At 31.0% G+C, this 19,723-nt stretch carries 18 protein-coding genes; 11 read left to right on the forward strand and 7 right to left on the reverse strand.

The genetic code is table 11. The features are described from left to right. Positions 1–54: 54 nt before the first annotated feature. A complete protein-coding gene (locus GN138_RS04555) occupies positions 55–1,500 on the forward strand; it encodes a sodium:solute symporter (RefSeq protein WP_157362543.1) in 1,446 nt (481 codons plus the stop codon). Here GN138_RS04555 and GN138_RS04560 read toward each other — a convergent pair. Then, a complete protein-coding gene (locus GN138_RS04560; protein WP_157362545.1) occupies positions 1,497–1,859 on the reverse strand; it encodes a CoA-binding protein in 363 nt (120 codons plus the stop codon). The genes GN138_RS04555 and GN138_RS04560 overlap by 4 nt on opposite strands. 104 nt (positions 1,860–1,963) lie before the next feature. Here GN138_RS04560 and GN138_RS04565 point away from each other — a divergent pair, with 104 nt between their 5' ends. Further along, entirely contained in the window at positions 1,964–4,411 is a 2,448-nt protein-coding gene (locus GN138_RS04565; protein WP_157362547.1) for an outer membrane beta-barrel family protein, read from the forward strand. Between the two features lie 287 nt (positions 4,412–4,698). On the opposite strand, the gene GN138_RS04570 is transcribed toward GN138_RS04565, so the two are convergent. After that, positions 4,699–5,709 carry a 3-oxoacyl-ACP synthase III family protein gene (locus GN138_RS04570; protein WP_157362549.1) on the reverse strand — a complete coding sequence of 337 codons (1,011 nt, stop codon included), beginning with the start codon at positions 5,707–5,709 and terminating at the stop codon, positions 4,699–4,701. Between the two features lie 201 nt (positions 5,710–5,910). On the opposite strand from GN138_RS04570, the gene htpG reads away from it, so the two are divergent. The 8 genes from htpG (at position 5,911) to GN138_RS04610 (ending at position 14,820) form a co-directional block, all read left to right on the forward strand. Continuing rightward, on the forward strand, positions 5,911–7,821 hold the full coding sequence (gene htpG, locus GN138_RS04575; protein WP_157362551.1) for a molecular chaperone HtpG: 1,911 nt from the start codon (positions 5,911–5,913) through the stop codon (positions 7,819–7,821). Positions 7,822–7,954: 133 nt separating this feature from the next. Further along, entirely contained in the window at positions 7,955–9,610 is a 1,656-nt protein-coding gene (locus GN138_RS04580) for a serine hydrolase (protein ID WP_157362553.1), read from the forward strand. A gap of 119 nt (positions 9,611–9,729) precedes the next feature. Further along, complete coding sequence (locus GN138_RS04585) at positions 9,730–10,311, forward strand: Crp/Fnr family transcriptional regulator (RefSeq protein WP_317162700.1); 582 nt, start codon at positions 9,730–9,732, stop codon at positions 10,309–10,311. Between the two features lie 144 nt (positions 10,312–10,455). Beyond that, positions 10,456–11,007 carry a hypothetical protein gene (locus tag GN138_RS04590; protein WP_157362555.1) on the forward strand — a complete coding sequence of 184 codons (552 nt, stop codon included), beginning with the start codon at positions 10,456–10,458 and terminating at the stop codon, positions 11,005–11,007. Beyond that, entirely contained in the window at positions 11,007–11,642 is a 636-nt protein-coding gene (locus tag GN138_RS04595; protein WP_157362556.1) for an MOSC domain-containing protein, read from the forward strand. The genes GN138_RS04590 and GN138_RS04595 overlap by 1 nt, the downstream gene beginning before the upstream one ends. Positions 11,643–11,652: 10 nt before the next feature. After that, entirely contained in the window at positions 11,653–12,447 is a 795-nt protein-coding gene (locus GN138_RS04600; protein ID WP_157362558.1) for a class I SAM-dependent methyltransferase, read from the forward strand. A 45-nt stretch (positions 12,448–12,492) separates the two neighbouring features. After that, entirely contained in the window at positions 12,493–13,449 is a 957-nt protein-coding gene (gene rlmF, locus GN138_RS04605; RefSeq protein ID WP_157362560.1) for a 23S rRNA (adenine(1618)-N(6))-methyltransferase RlmF, read from the forward strand. Between the two features lie 135 nt (positions 13,450–13,584). Beyond that, entirely contained in the window at positions 13,585–14,820 is a 1,236-nt protein-coding gene (locus tag GN138_RS04610) for a DEAD/DEAH box helicase (RefSeq protein ID WP_157362562.1), read from the forward strand. 256 nt (positions 14,821–15,076) lie between these two features. Here the strand turns inward: GN138_RS04610 and GN138_RS04615 are convergent, their stop codons facing one another. From GN138_RS04615 to GN138_RS04625, 3 genes are read right to left on the reverse strand one after another with little or no spacing between them, the layout of a single operon-like run. Then, on the reverse strand, positions 15,077–16,234 hold the full coding sequence (locus tag GN138_RS04615; protein WP_157362564.1) for a hypothetical protein: 1,158 nt from the start codon (positions 16,232–16,234) through the stop codon (positions 15,077–15,079). Beyond that, a complete protein-coding gene (locus GN138_RS04620) occupies positions 16,218–16,736 on the reverse strand; it encodes a hypothetical protein (RefSeq protein WP_157362566.1) in 519 nt (172 codons plus the stop codon). Before GN138_RS04620 ends, GN138_RS04615 begins: the two co-directional genes overlap by 17 nt. Then, positions 16,720–17,268 (reverse strand): RNA polymerase sigma factor, encoded by a 549-nt coding sequence (locus GN138_RS04625; RefSeq protein WP_157362568.1) that lies wholly within the window; start codon positions 17,266–17,268, stop codon positions 16,720–16,722. The genes GN138_RS04620 and GN138_RS04625 overlap by 17 nt, the downstream gene beginning before the upstream one ends. A gap of 129 nt (positions 17,269–17,397) precedes the next feature. On the opposite strand from GN138_RS04625, the gene GN138_RS04630 reads away from it, so the two are divergent. Continuing rightward, on the forward strand, positions 17,398–18,732 hold the full coding sequence (locus GN138_RS04630) for a hypothetical protein (RefSeq protein WP_157362571.1): 1,335 nt from the start codon (positions 17,398–17,400) through the stop codon (positions 18,730–18,732). On the opposite strand, the gene GN138_RS04635 is transcribed toward GN138_RS04630, so the two are convergent. Beyond that, positions 18,729–19,133 (reverse strand): hypothetical protein, encoded by a 405-nt coding sequence (locus GN138_RS04635; RefSeq protein ID WP_157362573.1) that lies wholly within the window; start codon positions 19,131–19,133, stop codon positions 18,729–18,731. The two genes, GN138_RS04630 and GN138_RS04635, sit on opposite strands and share 4 nt — an antisense overlap. Further along, complete coding sequence (locus tag GN138_RS04640; protein WP_317162701.1) at positions 19,120–19,590, reverse strand: RNA polymerase sigma factor; 471 nt, start codon at positions 19,588–19,590, stop codon at positions 19,120–19,122. Before GN138_RS04640 ends, GN138_RS04635 begins: the two co-directional genes overlap by 14 nt. Positions 19,591–19,723 lie beyond the last annotated feature (133 nt).

Below are 19,723 nucleotides of genomic sequence, written 5' to 3' on the forward strand. Positions count from 1 at the left end.
TTTTTTTCAAATGTACTACTTTTCAAAAATATTGATGAAAACGAAGCTTTTAACATGACACCAACTTCCATACTAATTCTTATTGCAAGTTACTTTTTACTACTTGTTATCATTTCCTATTTTACAGGCAGAGAAGATAGTAATGCTGCTTTTTTTAAAGCTAACAAATCTGCACCTTGGTACTTAGTAGCCTTTGGTATGATTGGTGCATCGCTCTCTGGAGTTACATTTATTTCGGTTCCTGGTGCTGTAGAAGCTAGGCAGTTTGGCTACCTTCAAGTTGTGTTTGGATACTTTTTTGGTTACCTCATTATTGCTTATGTTTTATTACCGCTTTATTATAGATTAAATCTCACCTCTATTTACACGTATCTAAAAGACCGTTTTGGAATTATTAGTTATAAAACAGGATCTATTGCGTTTCTTATTTCTAGAACTGTTGGTGCTGCTTTTCGTTTATTTTTAGTTGCCAAAGTTTTACAATTATTAGTCTTTGACCTTTTTAATATTCCATTTGCCATTACAGTAATAATTACTATTGCTTTAATTTGGCTTTATACATTTAAAGGCGGAATAAAGACCATTATTTTTACAGATACGCTTCAAACTTTATTTATGCTGATATCTGTAGTTGTAGCTATCATATTTTTAGCTTCTGCATTAGATTTAAATAGTATTAGCGATGTTATCACCTATACAAAAGACAGTAAATTAAGTAAAGTATTCTTTTTTGAAGATGGTAACAACGAACAATATTTCTGGAAAAGCTTTTTATCTGGAATCTTCATCACCATTACTATGACAGGTTTAGACCAAGATATGATGCAAAAAAACTTAACTTGCCGTAACTTAAAAGATGCACAAAAAAACATGATTACCTTTAGTGTGGTCTTAATTTTTGTAAATATACTTTTCTTGGTTCTAGGTTTAATGCTAACGCAATACGCAGAAAACAAAGGGTTAACAGCTTCTAAAGACGATTTGTTCCCAACCATAGCAATGCTTCCAGAAATTGGCATTGTAACTTCAGCATTTTTCTTGCTAGGTTTAATTGCTGCAGCATATTCTAGTGCAGATTCTGCATTAACATCCTTAACAACATCATTCTGTTTTGATATTTTAGATATTGATAACAAACCTGAAACTCAAAAAAAACATCTTAGAAAACGCGTTCATATTGGCTTTAGTATATTATTAGTTATAGTAATTGTTTTGTTTGATTTAATATTTAAAGATGTTTCCGTAATATGGGAATTATTTAAAGCTGCGGGTTACACTTACGGCCCACTATTAGGTTTATTTGCTTTTGGACTTATTACTAAATCAAAAATTAAAGACAAGTTTGTATGGATTATTGCTATTGTAGCTCCAATATTGTCTTACACTCTAAACTTATATTCTAAAGAGTTATTCAATGGTTACGAAATTGGTTTTGAAATACTGATGATTAACGGACTTTTAATGTTCCTTGGACTCCTTGTTATAAGAAAGAAATCTTAATATTGATTAGTACCCAAAAGTACTAAAGTACAGGCTACTTCAAACTCAATATTGTTATCTCTTAGCAATTGGTAAAACTCAGGGTTTTCAGTGCCTGGATTAAATATTACACGCCTAGGGTTTAAGCTAATGATATAATTATAATAATCTTGTTGTCTTTTTGGGTTTAGGTAAAGTGTTACAGAATCAATAGTATCATAATCAATTAATTCCGTATCAATCGTTACGTCTTCAACCCTACCTGATTTTAAACCAAAGGCTTTTACAGGATGATTAAAAGTTCTAAGTCTTTTTATAGCAATGTTTGAATAACGCTCTTCTTTTAGAGATGCGCCAATAACAAGTGTTTTTTTCTTCATAATGTTAAAAAGATGTTAACGTAAATAATTTAAGTAACATACGTTAAAGTTAGTCGTCTTAACAGTATTAAACTATCAAATCAATCAAAAAAAATCAATCAAAAATGAAATCAGTTATGCTTTTCTGTGCATTAATATTATCTTTTACTGCACTAGCCCAACCCAATTCTAACAAAGACATTAAAAACGGTTCTGTTTATGGACGCGTTATCGATGCACAATTAAATGAACCCTTACCTTATGTAAACATTGTTATTAAGGATGCTGCTAAAAAAATAATTACAGGCGGAATTACTAATGATGATGGTACTTTTGAAATTAAAAATATACCAGAAGGAACGATTACAGTTTCTATTCAGTTTGTAGGATTTAAAACTATAGATAAAAGTGTAACCTTGGGAAAAGGAAATTATAAAGTAAATCTAGGCGACCTAAAACTAGAGGAAGAATCTACAGGTTTAGATGAAGTTACCATTGTTGCAGATGTATCTACCATACAACAGAAAGTAGACCGAAAAGTCATTACTGTTGGTAAAGATTTGCAAACCGCAGGCGCAACTGCTAGTGAGCTAATGAATAATTTACCATCTGTAAGTATAGATCAGCAAACGGGCTCTATTAGTTTGCGTGGTAACCAAAATGTTAGAGTTATGGTTGATGGAAAATTATCTAATATTCCGGCAGAGCAATTACTAAAACAAATACCTTCTAATACTATAAAAAGTGTTGAATTAATCACCAATCCATCAGCAAAATATAATCCTGAAGGGATGAGTGGTATTATTAATATTGTACTACATAAAAATACAAAAATTGGTTTTAATGGAAATCTTTCAGTAGGTTTAGCACACGATATTGAACCTAAATTTAACAGCTCTATCGATGCTAATTATAGAAATGGTAAATTAAATATTTATGGGTCTTATGGCAATAACATTAGCAGAAATGCCAACTATGGTTACATTAATAGAACCGAACAAGAAATAAATCAAAATTTTGATATTTTAAATGATAACAAATCGCATTTATTTAAAATAGGATTAGATTATTACTTAAATGACAAAAACTCCATATCTGTATTTACTAACCAAAATATCTTTGATGGAGAAACAGATGTAAATTCATATATCAACTATTTATTAGATGAGTCTCTTAATGAATCGCAGTACTTATTTGGGATAAACAAAAACGATTCGCAACAATACAACTTTAATTATAAGCACAATTTTAACAAAGAAGGCCATAATATAGAATTAGAAGTAGACCATAATATATATGAAGGATATGTTGATAATAGCAATTTATTTTTTAATTCTCAACGACCAAATTTTATTGAAGATACAGACACAGATAGAAATAGTACAACATTTAATTTAGACTATGTTAATCCTTTATCTGAATCTGTAAAATTAGAATTAGGGTTACAAGCACGTCTGTTTGATACTAGTATTTTCTATGAGTCTGACGCTAGAGAGCAAAACGAAAATGGAACCTATATACCAACAACTACAAATTTCGATTATACTAGAAACATATATTCTGCGTACGCTACGTATGGTAAAAAGTTAGAAAAATGGAGTTATCAATTAGGAATAAGGGCAGAAACGGTAAATGTAAATTCTGATGCCTTTAAACAAGACTTAGATAGCAATGAAGAACTAAATATACCCTTTGAAAATGATTATTTTGAATTGTATCCGTCCGCATTTGTAACCTATTCACCTTCTGAGAAAAACTCTTATCAATTTAGTTATAGCAGAAGAATTGATCGACCAGGTATTGGACAAGTAAATCCTTTACCAAACTGGAGCACGCCTTTAATATCAGAATTTGGAAACCAAGAATTACGTCCACAGTTTACCAATTCTATTGAAACAAATTATACAAGACAACTTGAAAAAGGAAGTATTACTGTAGGTGTTTTTTATAGAATAATTGAAGATGAAATTCAACAAGCTATTTTAATAGATCGTACAGACATTAACCGAGTAATTTTTACCAATTTAAACTTTGACAACACCTCAGCTTATGGTATTGAATTTTCTTCTAACTACAGACCAACAAAATGGTGGAGTGTAAATGCAAGTTTTGACTTATATTCTCAAACGCAAAAGAGCTTAGCCGAGTCTTTTGATACTAATAATGATATTGTTTTAAATACAGTTGAAGTAGACAATGTAGCATGGAGCGCAAGAGCTTTTAATAACTTTAAAGTGAGTAAAAGTCTAAGTTTTTCTGCCTTTGGCATGTACCGTTCTAAAAATAAAAACATTCAATTTGAAACTAACGACATGCTAATGGTAAACCTTGGTATGCGTTATAGTTTTCTTGAGAATAACAGAGCTAGCTTTAGCCTAAGCTATAATGACATCTTTGATACTATGTATGCACAGTTTGATGGCGAAAGACCTTATGCACAACAAGGACAATTTAATTGGGAGAGCCAACAAATATCAACCAGTTTATCTTACCGTTTTGGAGGCGGAAACTACAGAGCAAAATCTCGTAAACGACGAGATAACGATGTTAAAGAAGGTGGTGGAATGTTCTAAAAAAAATATTTAATAGTTATATCTATAGTTGATGGTTAGTGTTAGTGTATTAACTATTAAGTAAAGAAAACCCGAAACTTCCGTTTCGGGTTTTTGTTAAATACACGTTAAATATAGATTGCTATGAAATAAAACTGAAATTTTAGCGTCTATATAGTAGTAGGTTTTAATCATAGTATTATAAATTTTGGGAATTTATATATGATTAGTTAAATTTGGTTAATAGTTGAAAAGCCCAAACAGAAGTTCTGTTTGGGCTTTTTGTTGTTTAATTATATCTAATTTTACTACCACTTCATAATAACACTTCCCCAAGTAAACCCACTACCAAAAGCAGCTAGTACAACAGTATCGCCTTCTTTTATTTTACCCTCTTCCCAAGCTTCGGTTAACGCAATTGGAATTGATGCTGCTGTAGTATTACCGTATTTTTGTATGTTATTAAATACCTGGTCATTGCCAAGCTTAAATTTCTTCTGTATAAATTGAGCAATACGCAAATTGGCCTGATGCGGAATTAGCATATCAATATCATCAACTTTTAATTGGTTTTTAATTAAACCTTCCATAATAACTTCACTAAAACGAACTACAGCATTTTTAAATACAAATTGTCCATTCATGTGAGGAAAATAACTTTCATCTTTTGAGTCATTATCTGCTAAAATATCAGTTACCCAACGTTTTCCCATGCCTGGTGCAACTAAAACCAACTCTTCTGCATGTTCGCCTTGCGAGTGCAAATGTGTAGATAAAACACCTTTAGTAGTATCTTCTTCTCTGGTTAAAACGGCAGCTCCTGCACCATCTCCAAAAATTACAGAAACACCACGTCCTCTAGTTGTTTTATCCAATCCGTGAGAGTGTAATTCACTACCAATTACAAGAATATTCTTATACATGCCTGTTTTTATAAAATTGTCTGCCACAGACATGGCATATACAAAACCAGAACATTGATTACGTACATCTAATGCACCAACTGTTTTAATATCTAAAGCATGCTGAACCTGTACTCCTGGACCAGGAAAATACATATCTGGACTCAATGTTGCAAACACTATAAAATCAATATCATCTTTATCTAAACCAGAACGTTCAATGGCAATTTTTGCTGCCTTTACACCCATGGTTGCCGTTGTATCTCCATCACCTTTTACAGCCCAACGACGTTCTTTAATTCCGGTACGTTCTTGTATCCACGCATCATTTGTGTCCATTATTTTAGACAAATCGTCATTAGTTACAACATTATCAGGAACATACTTTCCTAAGCCAATTATTTTTGAATTATACATAGTTATTATTTAGTTCTGCAATTTAATATTTAAGAGACGATTTATTTTTATTAGATTTTATATTCGTTATGCACGCATAGTACTTGTGTCAGTTTGTCACCTTTTATGTCTTGGTATTTTATTTGACAAGTAGTAAAACGTAATTAAAACAATTATTAATTAGATTTCTGCCCGCGCAGGAATGACAAAAACTACATAAAAATGACAAAAGGAAGTATTAATGTATCGGTAGAGAATATCTTTCCGCTTATTAAAAAATTCTTATACAGCGATCACGAAATATTTTTACGTGAGCTAATTAGTAATGGTACAGATGCCACCTTAAAATTAAAACACCTTACAGGTATTGGTGAATCTAAATCTGAATACGGAAATCCACAGATTGAAATAAAAATTGACAAAGAAGGAAAAAAACTTCACGTTATTGACCAAGGATTAGGGATGTCTGCAGAAGAAGTAGAAAAATACATAAACCAAGTTGCCTTTTCTGGTGCTGAAGAATTTTTAGATAAGTATAAAGATTCTGCACAAGACTCTGGTATCATTGGTCACTTTGGTTTAGGGTTTTACTCTGCCTTTATGGTTGCAGAAAAAGTAGAAATAATTACAAAATCTCATACTGGTGCTCCTGCAGCACATTGGACGTGTGATGGTTCTCCAGAATTTACATTAGAAGAAGCAGACAAAGAAAGTAGAGGTACAGAAATTATTCTTCATATAGCTGATGACTCAACAGAATTCTTAGAGGAATCTAGAATACGAGAATTATTAAATAAGTATAATAAGTTTATGCCTATTCCTATTAAATTTGGAACTAAGGAAATAAACGACCCAGACTTTACTCCAAAAACAACTAAAGACAAAGATGGTAAAGAAACTACGGAACCGCATAAAAAAATTACCGTAGACGATATTATTAATAACCCAAATCCTGCTTGGACAAAACAACCTTCAGAATTAAAAGATGAAGATTACAGTAGCTTTTACAGAGAGTTATACCCAATGCAATTTGAAGAACCTCTTTTCAATATTCATTTAAATGTAGATTATCCTTTTAATCTTACCGGAATACTATATTTCCCTAAGATGACAAACGATATGAATATTCAAAAAGATAAAATTCAACTCTACCAAAACCAAGTATATGTAACAGATAACGTAGAAGGTATTGTACCAGAATTCTTAACCATGTTAAGAGGTGTAATTGATTCTCCAGATATTCCATTAAACGTATCGCGTTCTTACTTACAAGCTGATGGTGCTGTAAAGAAAATATCATCTTATATTACACGTAAGGTTGCTGATAAATTAAAATCTTTATTTAACGCTAATCGCGAAGATTTTGAAGCAAAATGGGACGACATTAAAATTGTAATTGAATACGGAATGCTTTCTGAAGAAAAATTCTTTGAAAAAGCTGATGCCTTTGCATTGTACCCAACAGTAGATGGTAAGTATTATACTTACGATGAGCTTTACAATAAAATTAAAGCAAACCAAACAGATAAAGACGACAAATTAGTAATTCTTTATGCATCTAATAAAGACCAACAACACTCATACATTGAGGCTGCCAAAGCTAAAGGCTATGAAGTGTTGTTATTAGATTCTCCTATTGTATCGCATTTAATACAAAAATTAGAAACTACTAAAGAAAATGTTTCTTTTGCAAGAGTAGATGGTGACCATATTGACAATTTAATTAAAAAAGAAGATACTACTATTTCTAAATTAACAGAAGAGCAAAAAACACAATTAGATACGCTTTTAAAAGAAGTGATTCCTTCTGAAAAATTCTCTATACAATTAGAAGCTATGGATAGCGATGCTTCTCCTTTTATTATTACGCAACCAGAGTTTATGCGTAGAATGAAAGAAATGCAAGCAACAGGTGGTGGCGGAATGAACATGTTTGGTAGCATGCCAGAAATCCATAACTTAATTGTAAATACAAACTCTGAATTAGTTGGTGAAATTTTAAGTACTAAAACTAAAAAGAAACAAGAACGACTAATTAATCAGAGCTTAGATTTAGCACGTTTATCTCAAGGCCTATTAAAAGGTGAAGAGCTAACTAACTTTATTAAGCGTAGCTACGATATGATTAAATAAATTACAGATGACTTAGCTGTAAAAAGCCAAGCGTCTCAACTTAAAAAGCCACTTTGTTAGTTCAAAGCGGCTTTTTTTTGTAACGTATTGGTTTTAAAGTCGTCTTAATAATATGAATCAATCTTCAAGCAAAATGAAAACCAATCACACCTTATTGTTCATCTTATTAAGTGGCTTATTTATTTCAACCTTAAAAGCACAAGATCTAAAACCACAATTTGATGATATTGTAGCGCAATTCTACAATGATGCTAATGCTCCAGGTGCTACCATTTTAGTAGCCAAGGATGGCAAACCAATTTATAGAAAAGCCGTAGGAAAATCTAGTTTAGAACTTAACGTAGATATGCAACCAGAAAATGTATTTATGCTCGCATCTATATCTAAACAATTTACAGCAGTCGCTATTTTAATGCTTCAAGAACAAGGAAAATTAAATTTAGACGATCCTATAACAAAGTTTCTTCCAGATTATCCTACTCAGGGTAAAACCATAACCGTACATCATTTACTCAATCATACCTCTGGCATAAAAAGTTATACAAGTATTGGCAACCTTTACGAAGTAGCAAGAAAAGACTTTACTCTAGACCAACTTATAGATTATTTTAAAAATGAACCAATGGATTTTAATCCTGGTGAAGACTATAAATACAATAACTCTGGCTACGTTTTACTTGGTAAAATAATAGAAGTTATCAGTAAAGACACTTATGAGAATTTCATTGAAAACGAAATTTTTAAACCATTAAACATGTTAGCCTCTCGCTACGGAAATAACAGAGAACTTGTAAAAAACAGAGTAGAAGCTTATGAACAAGACGAGAGTGGTTTTGTAAACGCTAGCTATCTTAGCATGACTGTACCACATGCTGCTGGTGCACTTATATCTACAGTAGACGATATGCTAAAATGGCAAAATGCTCTAACCAATAATACTCTTATTAAAGCGTCTACTTTACAAAAAGCTATTAACGGGTCTCAACTAAATAATGGCGAACACATTTTCTATGGCTACGGTCTGGGAGAAACAACCCTAAAAGGCTCTAAAGGTTATGCCCACAGTGGCGGCATTTTTGGCACCTCAACTAACGGAATTTACCTTATTGAAGAAGACGTCTACGTAATTGGCCTTAGCAACTGTAGTTGTAACGATATTGGTGCTGTTACAGAAAAATTAGCTGCAATTGCCATAGGAAAACCATTTCCTACAATGAAAGATGTTATAGAATTACCTGAAGCTAAAATGGCACAATGGGTTGGTGCTTATGAGTTTGAAGATGGTGCTATTAGACATATCTTTTTAAAAGATGGCAAATTAAATAGCATGAAAGAATCTGAAACTAATACACCTTTTGAGATATATCCATTATCTGAAAATCGTTTTATGTTTGAAGACAGTGGCATTGAATACAAATTTTCTAAAACCGATGATGGAAAGCGTCAGGCTATTTTTATAGCTAGTACTGAAAATATCGGGAAAGCGATAGATAAATCAATGCCACTACCTAGAAAAGAAATTACGTTGCCTCATAATACTTTAAAAGACTATATAGGTGTTTATGAACTTGCTCCTAATTTCAACGTTACTATAACTGTAAATAAGAATCAAATTTTTGCTCAAGCCACTGGCCAAGGTCAATTTGAAATCTATGCAGAAAACAACACTGACTTTTTTGCTAAAGTTGCTGCCATAAAAATGACTTTTAATAAAGACGCCCTCGGCAATGTAGATAGTTTTACAATTTACCAAGGCGGTGAAGAAAATATTGCAAAAAAAATTGAATAATATTATGTTCTATCACAATTATAGAATTAGCGGTTTAACCGTTTAATACTATAATCTGTCGATTATAATACACTCATTGCAAATGTTTTATATAACTTAACAGAAAGTTATATTTATACGTGAGCTCCGATAGTTCTATAATAAAAGAAATTTTTAAAGGTATTGATTTCAGTCCTAGTGAAATTGAGCTCATCAACTCTGTGTTTCATAAAAAAGACGTAGAGAAAGGGACCATCCTCATTAATTACGGAGAAATTGTCAACCATCAATATTTTATATCTAATGGCTGCTTACGATCTTATTACATAGATAGATTAGGTAAAGAACATACCATTCAATTTGGTATAAAAGATTGGTGGATTAGTGATTTTACATCATTCTTCTCTAACGAAAAGGCCATTTTAACTATTGAAGCAATACAGAACTCTACCGTTTATGTTATTTCTAAAGCAGACAAAGAAAAACTATATAACAGCATCCCTAAAATTGATAAATTTTTCAGAATAAAATTAGAAAAATCATTCGCTGCATTTCAAAAACGAATTCTGGCCAATTTAGCATTACCTGCCAAAGAGCGTTATTTGTATTTTATAGAATCTTACCCTTCTATTGAAAAAAATATTAAAAATTACCATATCGCTTCCTATTTAGGTATTACCACAGAAAGTTTAAGTAGAATAAGAAAAGAATTATCTAATTAATTTCTTAACATACATCAATTTTATAACTAGTTAATAGTTATAGATTTGTAGTCCTAACTAATAAATATCCATTTATTTTCCCCTAGGATTAATAGCTAAAAAGCGCAAGTTCTATAACTTGCGCTTTTTTATTTAAATTAGCCTATGCAAGAAATTAAAATACTACTATTTATTGTTGGTTCCTTTTTTGGTTTTAACCAAGGCCAAATAATTTCAGAAAAAACAACTGTAACCATAAATCCTTCAGAAAAAAACATTTTTATACTACAAGAAAATTTGGTTTCTATCATTCAGCAAGAAAGTGATAGTCTCAGTGTAACTTCAGAATTACTAGAAATAAGTAAGACAGACGCAAAATGGGAATCAGAATTTAATGAGTATTCTAAAAAAAGTATAGAATTCTATACTTCAGAAGACACTAAAACCCTTAATGCAAAATTAGCACTCACCTACGCAACCATTGAAGATTTAGTTGCTTTTGGTATTAACGTTAATGCGGAAGGAGAATTCTCAATGACCAATTTTCCAAAATTTCAAATAGAAACCACTGATGGAATTTTAAATGATCGCTATTGGAATTTTAAAACAGATCAACCATTTACCTTTACTTTAGAACCCCTTACAAGTTTACCAGAAAAATATAAGACCTCAGTAAAAAGTTTATATCCTGTTTGGAAAACTATTAATCAACAATAATGAAAGTCATTTCAACCAATATTGCACAACCCACAACTTTTATTTGGAATGATAAAGAAGTAACTACTGGCATTTATAAAAAACCAACTCAAGAGGGAATTTACTTAGGCAAGACTGATGTTAAAGGTGATACAGTTTCTGATAGAAAAGTACATGGTGGCGTGTTTAAAGCTTGCTATCTCTTTTCTGCAGACCAATATCCTTACTGGCAAAACTTGTATCCGCATTTAGATTGGAGTTTTGGCATGCTTGGCGAAAATCTCACGGTTAATGGGTTAGATGAAAAACAACTTACCATTGGAAGTATTTATAAATTAGGTAATGCTTTAGTCCAAATTACTCAACCTAGAGAACCTTGTTTTAAATTTGCTTATAAGTTTGGTTCTAATGCCGTTTTAAAACAATTTGTTGACCATGGTTTTTCTGGTACTTATGTAAAAGTTTTAGAAGAAGGTGAAGTAAAAATTAACGATACATTTCAATTAGTAGAACAGCAACCAAATGGTGTTTCTATTTTTCAGTTATTTAAATTATTATATGCAGAGAATAAGAATCGAGACCATATTAGTTTATTACTAAATAATGATGCTTTACCTGAAAATCTTAAAAAGCGTTTAAAGTTTTTTTTGAAATAATAAGAAAATTATGAATTCTAGCATATACAACAAAATAGGAATCAATTACAACCAAACACGTAAAGCGGATCCTTATTTAACCGAACAATTTCTTAAACACCTCAACCCTAAAAAAGACAGTTTGTATTTAGATGTAGGGTGCGGAACAGGTAATTACACCGATGCGTTGCAACAAAAAGGATTTCAATTTATGGGTATCGATCCATCTATAGAAATGCTAAAACAAGCACACGCTACTAACCGAAATATAGAATGGAATTTTGCTGCTGCCGAAAAAACAAACTTAGATTATCAAAGCATCGATGGCATTATAGCAACATTAACCATACATCATTGGCCAAATATTACAAGAGCTTTTTCAGAATTTAATTATATTTTAAAACCCAACGGAAAAATTGTAATCTTTACTTCCACGCCTCAGCAGATGAAAGGCTATTGGCTGAATCATTATTTTCCTAAAATGCTACAAGATTCCATTATACAAATGCCATCGATGGAAGTAATTGAAAATGCTATGCAACTTTCAGGATTAAAAATCTCAAAAACCGAACTCTATAACATAAAACCAGATTTAAAAGACCAATTTCTATATTGTGGTAAGCATAATCCCGAATTATATTTTGACGCAAGTATTAGAAATGGAATTTCATCTTTTAGTGCATTAGCTAACAAAGATGAAGTTAAACTAGGCTTACAAATGTTAAGAAATGATATAGACAACGGAAAAATTAACGATATCATTAAATCTTACGAGAACAACCTCGGTGATTACCTCTATATTATTGCCGAGAAAACAAACGTTTAACCAAATGCTTTTAGCTTACCTTTGCAACTCTAAACAATAGAAACTTTGCAAAAAAAGAAACAGCATCCAAAAGTAAAATCTGAGCTTCATCCTAGAAGTCAACATAGAGAACGCTATAATTTCAAAAAACTCATTAAAAGTTCACCAGAATTAGCGGCGTATGTTGCACCTAATAAATATGGTGATGAATCTATAGATTTTTTTAATCCTGCAGCTGTAAAAGCCTTGAATAAAGCGTTATTAATTCATCATTACAAATTACAATATTGGGATATTCCGCAGCATTATTTGTGTCCTCCAATTCCTGGAAGAGCAGATTACATTCATAATATTGCCGATTTATTAAAAGGCAATACTTCTAAAATCCCAACAGGTAACCACATAAAAGGTTTAGATATTGGTGTTGGTGCCAATTGTATTTACCCAATTATTGGTCAGCATGAATATGGTTGGTCTTTTATTGGCAGTGATACAGACGAGAAAGCTATTACCTCAGCAAAAGAGATTGAGCAACGTAATAAAAACTTAAAATCTAATTTAGAAATTAGACGACAAGAAAAATCGAATGACTTCTTTTACAATATTTTAAAGCCTGAAGAAAAAGTAGATTTCACCATTTGTAATCCGCCATTCCATGCCTCATTAGACGATGCTCAAAAAGCAAGTTTAAAAAAATTAAAAAACCTAAAAGGAAAACGACCAAGCAAAGCACTTTTAAATTTTGGAGGTCAACAGAACGAACTTTGGACCAAAGGAGGCGAAGCACGTTTTGTAAAAGATATGATTTACGAAAGCAAACATTTTGGTAAACAATGCTATTGGTTTACGAGTTTAATTTCTAAAGAAACAACCTTAAAACCCACTTATAAAATTTTACAAAAAGTAAATGCAACTGATGTAAAAACCATTGAAATGGGACAAGGCAACAAAATAAGCCGATTTATAGCTTGGACGTTTTTAACAGAAAAAGAACAAAAGGATTGGGTTGCTGAGCGTTGGTAAAACATTTCATTTACCTTTGTGCTATGTTTACCACATCTTATTTGTCATTCCTACGAAATCAGGAATCTACAAATTTAACCTACAAAGTGGTTTTCTGCCTTCGCAGGAAAGACAAATTTAACAAACACAAAACACATGTCATTTAAAGACTTACATTTAATAAAGCCATTGCAAAAAGCTGTTGAAACTTCTGGTTATACAGAACCTACTTTAGTGCAACAACGTTCTATTCCGTTAATTTTAAATAAAAAAGACGTTACTGTTTCTGCTCAAACCGGAACAGGTAAAACGGCTGCCTTTGCACTTCCTATTCTTCAGCAATTGTACGATAAACAAGATGCGCCAAAACGAGGAAAAAAAATCAGAGCACTGATAATTAGTCCTACTCGAGAATTAGCGGTTCAAATTCAGCAAAACTTTAAAACCTACGCACAATTTACTAATTTGCGTTCTTTAGTTGTTTTTGGTGGTACATCTATAGAACCACAGATTGATGTTTTAAAAAAAGGGGTTGATATTTTAGTAGCAACACCTGGTCGCCTACTCGATTTACACAAGCAAGATTACATTAACCTAGATTATATTGAAACCTTTGTGCTAGATGAAGCCGATTTAATGCTAGCCATGGGTTTTATAGATGATGTAAAGAAAATTGACAGACTTTGCCCTGAAAACAAGCAAACCTTATTATTCTCTGCTACTATTCCATTTAAAATTGAAGAATTAGCAAAAACCATACTTAAAAACCCAGAACGTATAGATGTTACTCCAACACGCTCTGTTGCAAAAGATGTAAGTCAGGTATTGTATTATGTACCAAAACGTAACAAAATTGAATTGTGTTTGCACTTAATGCGCAACACTATAAAAGGGAACGTTTTAATATTTAGACGTACTAAATTTGGTGTCAATAAGCTTGAAAAAACCTTGCTTAAAAACGGTTATACAGTAGATTCTATACATGGCGATAAAAACCAGAGTGATAGACAAACAGCACTAAATAAATTTAAAAACGGTTACGTTAAAGTATTAATCGCAACAGATGTTGCAGCACGTGGTATTGACATTAACGAACTAGATAACGTGTTTAATTTTGATATGCCAAACGTAGCCGAAACTTACGTCCATAGAATTGGTAGAACTGGCAGAGCTGGTAACATTGGTAAAGCCTACGCAATGTGCTCTGCAGATGAGAAAAGCTATGTAAAAATCATAGAAAATGCCATAAACGTACAAATACCTGTTGAGACAGAACATCCTTATCCATTAGACCCAAAGGCCAACCCTATAGTGCATAAAAAGAAAGGAAGCAAGTATAAAAAAGGAAGAAAAAGTGAGGCTTCTAAGAAGAAGAAAAAGCGTTGGTATTAAAAAAAGATACTAAATATTAAAGCCAAGAACAAAGACAAAAAGCACTTAGTTTATCTAAGTGCTTTTTTTTAGATAAAATTTGAGGAATGACATAGTCTGTAAAACCTCTGACTTGTAGTTATAAATCTACTCATTTGTCAATCTGAACTTGTTTCAGATTCTATGTACAGTGCACAGAATTTTCAATTTAGATTCTGAAATTAGTTCAGGATTACAGCTCTTAAAAAGTTTTAATTATTATTCTGAAAAAATAATATTACTCATTAATTTCAATAAAGTCTTTTCCAAACCTAATTATACCATGAACCGAGTTTAATTGAATTTTATTTATGTTAGATGCCTTACCAATTACGAACATTTTAGATAATTCATTTTTTCGATTTGGTTCAATCTCAAAGTTTGTTTTATCATAGATGTGCAATGTATCTGTACCATAAGTTTCTATATAATAGCTTGACTTTTCAGGATAAAACAGATTGATTTCAGAGTATTCAGTATCCATTTGAAAATATTTAAAACCTTCTGAAAAATTATTTAACCAATATTTTCCATTAAAATCTACAATTTTCACCTCTCTACCTACTTCTCCTATAATTATGGTCGTAAATTCACTATCTATATTAAGATGATCTACACTTGCAATTTTTAAGTCACTGACATGATTAAACTTATACGCACCACCTTTTAAATCATTACTTCTAAATTTTCCATTAGCAATATCAAAGTTGTTTAAAGGATTGGTTAAACTCATAAATTGTAAATTAGTATTCCTTGCATTCACATTAACTAATCCGGTTAAATCTAACTTAAAAGTCATGTGAGAATCAAAAGATCGGATTCTTAGATTAATATCAGCAGGTATTTTTATAATAAAATTAGTTTTTAAAGTCTTTACATTTTTAGAATCTATTCTTTGTGCTCTTCCTTCACCATCTAATCCTCTTAAATCTTTAAGATACTCTTTTAAAGTTTCTACTTTAGTATCATCATTCATTCCATAAAAATACTTTTTAGGTTTCCTCCATCGTATTTCTGAAGTTTCTTTAAAAGTCATGTAATCACCCTCAAAAGTAATACCATGTAAACTTTCAATACTGTAAACTACATCAGACAAAGGGGTTTCACTAAAGGTTTCAAACAATAATTTTGAATCGACAATTTTTGCAATCGTGTTAATCCCTTCCAATTGTTCTTCAATTGCTTTCTTAGAGTAATTATCAAACTCGATAGTATAATTAAAATGGATTTTATTGTCTAAAGACTCTTCAATTTTGACGTATACACCATCAAGATTCAAATCTAATGTAGTAATAGAATTTGCATCAAAGCTTTTGTTAAAAATATTGTGCTGTTGTGCATTAAGTTGCAATAATGTGATGAGCATCAATGCCAATAATTTAAATAGTGTTTTCATGTTGTTCGTTATTTTGATTTAATATTTTGATGTGTTTTTGTATGTCTTTTAATATTTGAAGTCGCGTTTGAAGGTTGTCTACTAAAGCTTCAATAACTAAAATATTATTACTATCGTTTTTAAATTGTACTGAAATCTCTTGATAGTCACTATCTAACTCATCTAGCTTTTTTCTGAAGCGTTTTACCAATTTTTCATCTTCGGTTAAGGCTATAAAATTTTGCCATTCGGTTTCAATATTGGCTAAATATTCGGCTTCAATACTTTCTACTTGCGCAATTATTGCTTCAGGCTTATTTGTATCTATATCTGTATTAAAAACATTAAAACCAACGGTTAATGCAATAAGCAAAATTGCTGCTACACTTAACCAAACAAATGGTTTTCGTTTTGGCTTAGATTGCTTTTTCAGTTGCGTCATAAACTCAGCTCTATGATTATCAGGAAGCTGTTTTAAATTGTCGTCCTCATCATTAAATAAGTATCTAATATCTCGCTTCATTGTATTTGTGTTTTAATAACTCTTGTAGTTTTAGTTTACCTCGTCTCAGATGTGTTCTCGATGTTTTTATAGGAATCTCAAGAATCTCTGAAATCTCCTCATGGTCGTAACCTTCTAGCAGATATAGTTTTACTACTATTTTATGTTTTTCGTTAAGTTGCTTAATGGCATTTAATATCTCTTGTTTTGAAATTGAACTATCAAATTGCCAATCATCTTCGTTTGTTATTCTTAGTTCTGAAACTTCAATAGCATCAAATTGTAATTGATTTTTCTTAAGAACATCTAAACATTGATTGATAATTATCCGTTTTAACCAAGCACCAAACGTAGCTTTGGGATGATACTGTTCAATATTTCTAAAAGCTTTTAAAAACCCTTCTTGCATTGCATCTTTGGCATCTTCATCATTATTAAGATATCTGCAAGCAATAGTAAACATTGCTTGTGCATAACAATCATAAACTTGCATTTGCGCAACTTCATTTCCTTTTTTGCAAAGCTTTATAAGTTTAGTATCTATTTGATGCATTGTATTGATTAGCCGTTTCTATTATTAAAAACGATAGAATTTATAAAAGGTTTCAAAATATTAATTAAAAGATTGAATTTAGCTGAATATGTTTAATTTTAAACACATTATCAACCGACCAATTATAACATGAGTGACAATTACAATAAACCAGCGTTTAAAAAACTCCTCGAAAAATTACAAGAAGAAAGCTGGCAACTAGAATTATTAATCTCTGGTTTTGCCATTTTTGGTTTGTTTACGGCTTATAATTCTATTAAAATTGCAAGTATTGAAGCCTCTGTAAATGGTGTTGTGCATGAAAATATTATTACACAAGTAGCATTGTTTTCTTGTGTTATTTTGCTAGTTAACCTACTCTTACATGTCTTATTACGAGGTTTATGGATTGGAGCTTTAGGATTGCGATATGTTTCTGGTGATATTGATTATGACTACCTTAAATACAGCCCAAAATTCACAAAATATTTAAAGAAAAGAGTTGGGTCTTTTGATAGATACATTGGGCGATTAGAGAATTACTGTAGTATTATGTTTGCGGTTTCGTTCTTACTTATATTCTATGTTTTAGCTTTAACATTTTCTCTAATCGCAATTGTTTTAACAGCGGAATATATAATTGAAAACGAGAGTTTCCCAGAATGGTTAAGACTTACACTTGGTGTGCCAATTATGCTTTTTATCTGTTTTGGTATGCTATTAACGTTTTTTGACTTTGCTACGCAAGGTTTATTAAAAAAGAATAAATGGATATCTAAATTTTACTTTCCATTTTATTGGGTATTTAGCTTTATAACTTTAAGCTTTTTGTACCGACCAATTGTATATAATTTTTTAGACAATAAATTTGGAAAACGATTAAGTTTTGTGCTCTTCCCAATGTTTATTATTGTTAGTCTTTTTTCTTCTGTAGATTATAATTTCTCAAACTATTTTAGCGAACAATCTAAATCTAATGCCTATACTACAAGTGATAATAATTATGAAGATTTAGTAAAAGAAGACAATGAACTTTTTATTGATGATGCTGCTATACAATCTAAAATTATTACAGGTAATTTTGTAAAAGTATTTATTAGATTTACTGAATCTATAGAAGATAATATTTTCAGTTTCAACAAAAACTTAAAACCAGAAAAGGACAAACGAGGCATGATTACCGATTTTAGCAAAGGTTATAATAGTGCAAAATTTGATTCTAAAAACCAGAGACAAAAATTCGATAGTTTAAAGAGAGACTATCTTAAAACATTCAATAAATTATACACTATTGAAATTGACACACTACAATTTACGTCAGATTTTGTTATTAATAAAAACACTTTAGGTTTTGAAACCTACTTACCTACAGAATCTTTAAGTAAAGGGAAACACTTACTTACTATTAAATATAATACCTTAAAAAAGCAAGACACTGTAAAACGAGACCTGTTATCTATACTTTTTTGGTATTACCCAGATTAAAATGTTATGCGGTTTTTAAAATAATATTTTACCAAAGGGACTTGTATACTTACCATTAGTGCCAATAACACAAAAGCATACATTAAAGTTGACGATAAATGACTAGATACATTTTCAAAAAGATTTAAAGACACTTTTGGTAATTCTAAACGGTCTATCCAACTTGCCGTTGTTTCGGTATTTCCAATAATAACATAACCAATTAAGGCTATAAAACTTCCTAAAATTAAAATCCACACTGATTTTGAAATTAAAGGTTTATAAACCGTTGCATTAGAAGTAGAAGTAACTTCAATCTGAGACAAAACATTTGCTGTGAAATCTAACGAAGGTTGTTCTAAACCAGCTTCAGACATAATATTATTTATAAATTGCTCTATTTTTTTGTTATCCTCTCTCATGTTTCAATCTGTTTTCTGGTTTCAAATATTGTTCTAATATAACTGCCAATTTCTTTCGTGCTCTAAAAAGCTTCACTTTTATTGTATTCGCTTCAATATTAATAATACTAGATATTTCATCTAAAGATAATTCTTCAAAATAAAATAGCGTTAATAATGCGCTGCTATCTTGTGGTAACATATTAACACACCTTTTAATTAAAGCGTGTCTTTCTTCCATTATTATATGGTCTAACGCATTGTCTATAGTATCTAATTTGTTCATGGTAAATTCATCTATAGCAACATCATTTATATACTTTTTATTCTTTTTTATACGGTCTAGACAAGTATTATAGGTCACTCTGTAAATCCAGGTAGAAAATTTAGAATCACCTTTAAAATTATTTAATGACTTAAACACTTTTACAAATGTATCTTGTGCCACCTCTTCTGCTTCTTCTCTGTGTTTTAACATTCTTAAAGCTAACGTAAACAAATTCCTTATAGCAATCTACAAGTTGTGCATATGCTTTGGTATTGCCATTATTTATAGCGTTGATTAGTATTTGGTCGTCGTTGGTGGTCATTATATTAGTATAGACGACAAA

The sequence above is a fragment of the Winogradskyella endarachnes genome (assembly GCF_009741275.1).
Taxonomy (GTDB): Bacteria; Bacteroidota; Bacteroidia; order Flavobacteriales; family Flavobacteriaceae; genus Winogradskyella; species Winogradskyella endarachnes.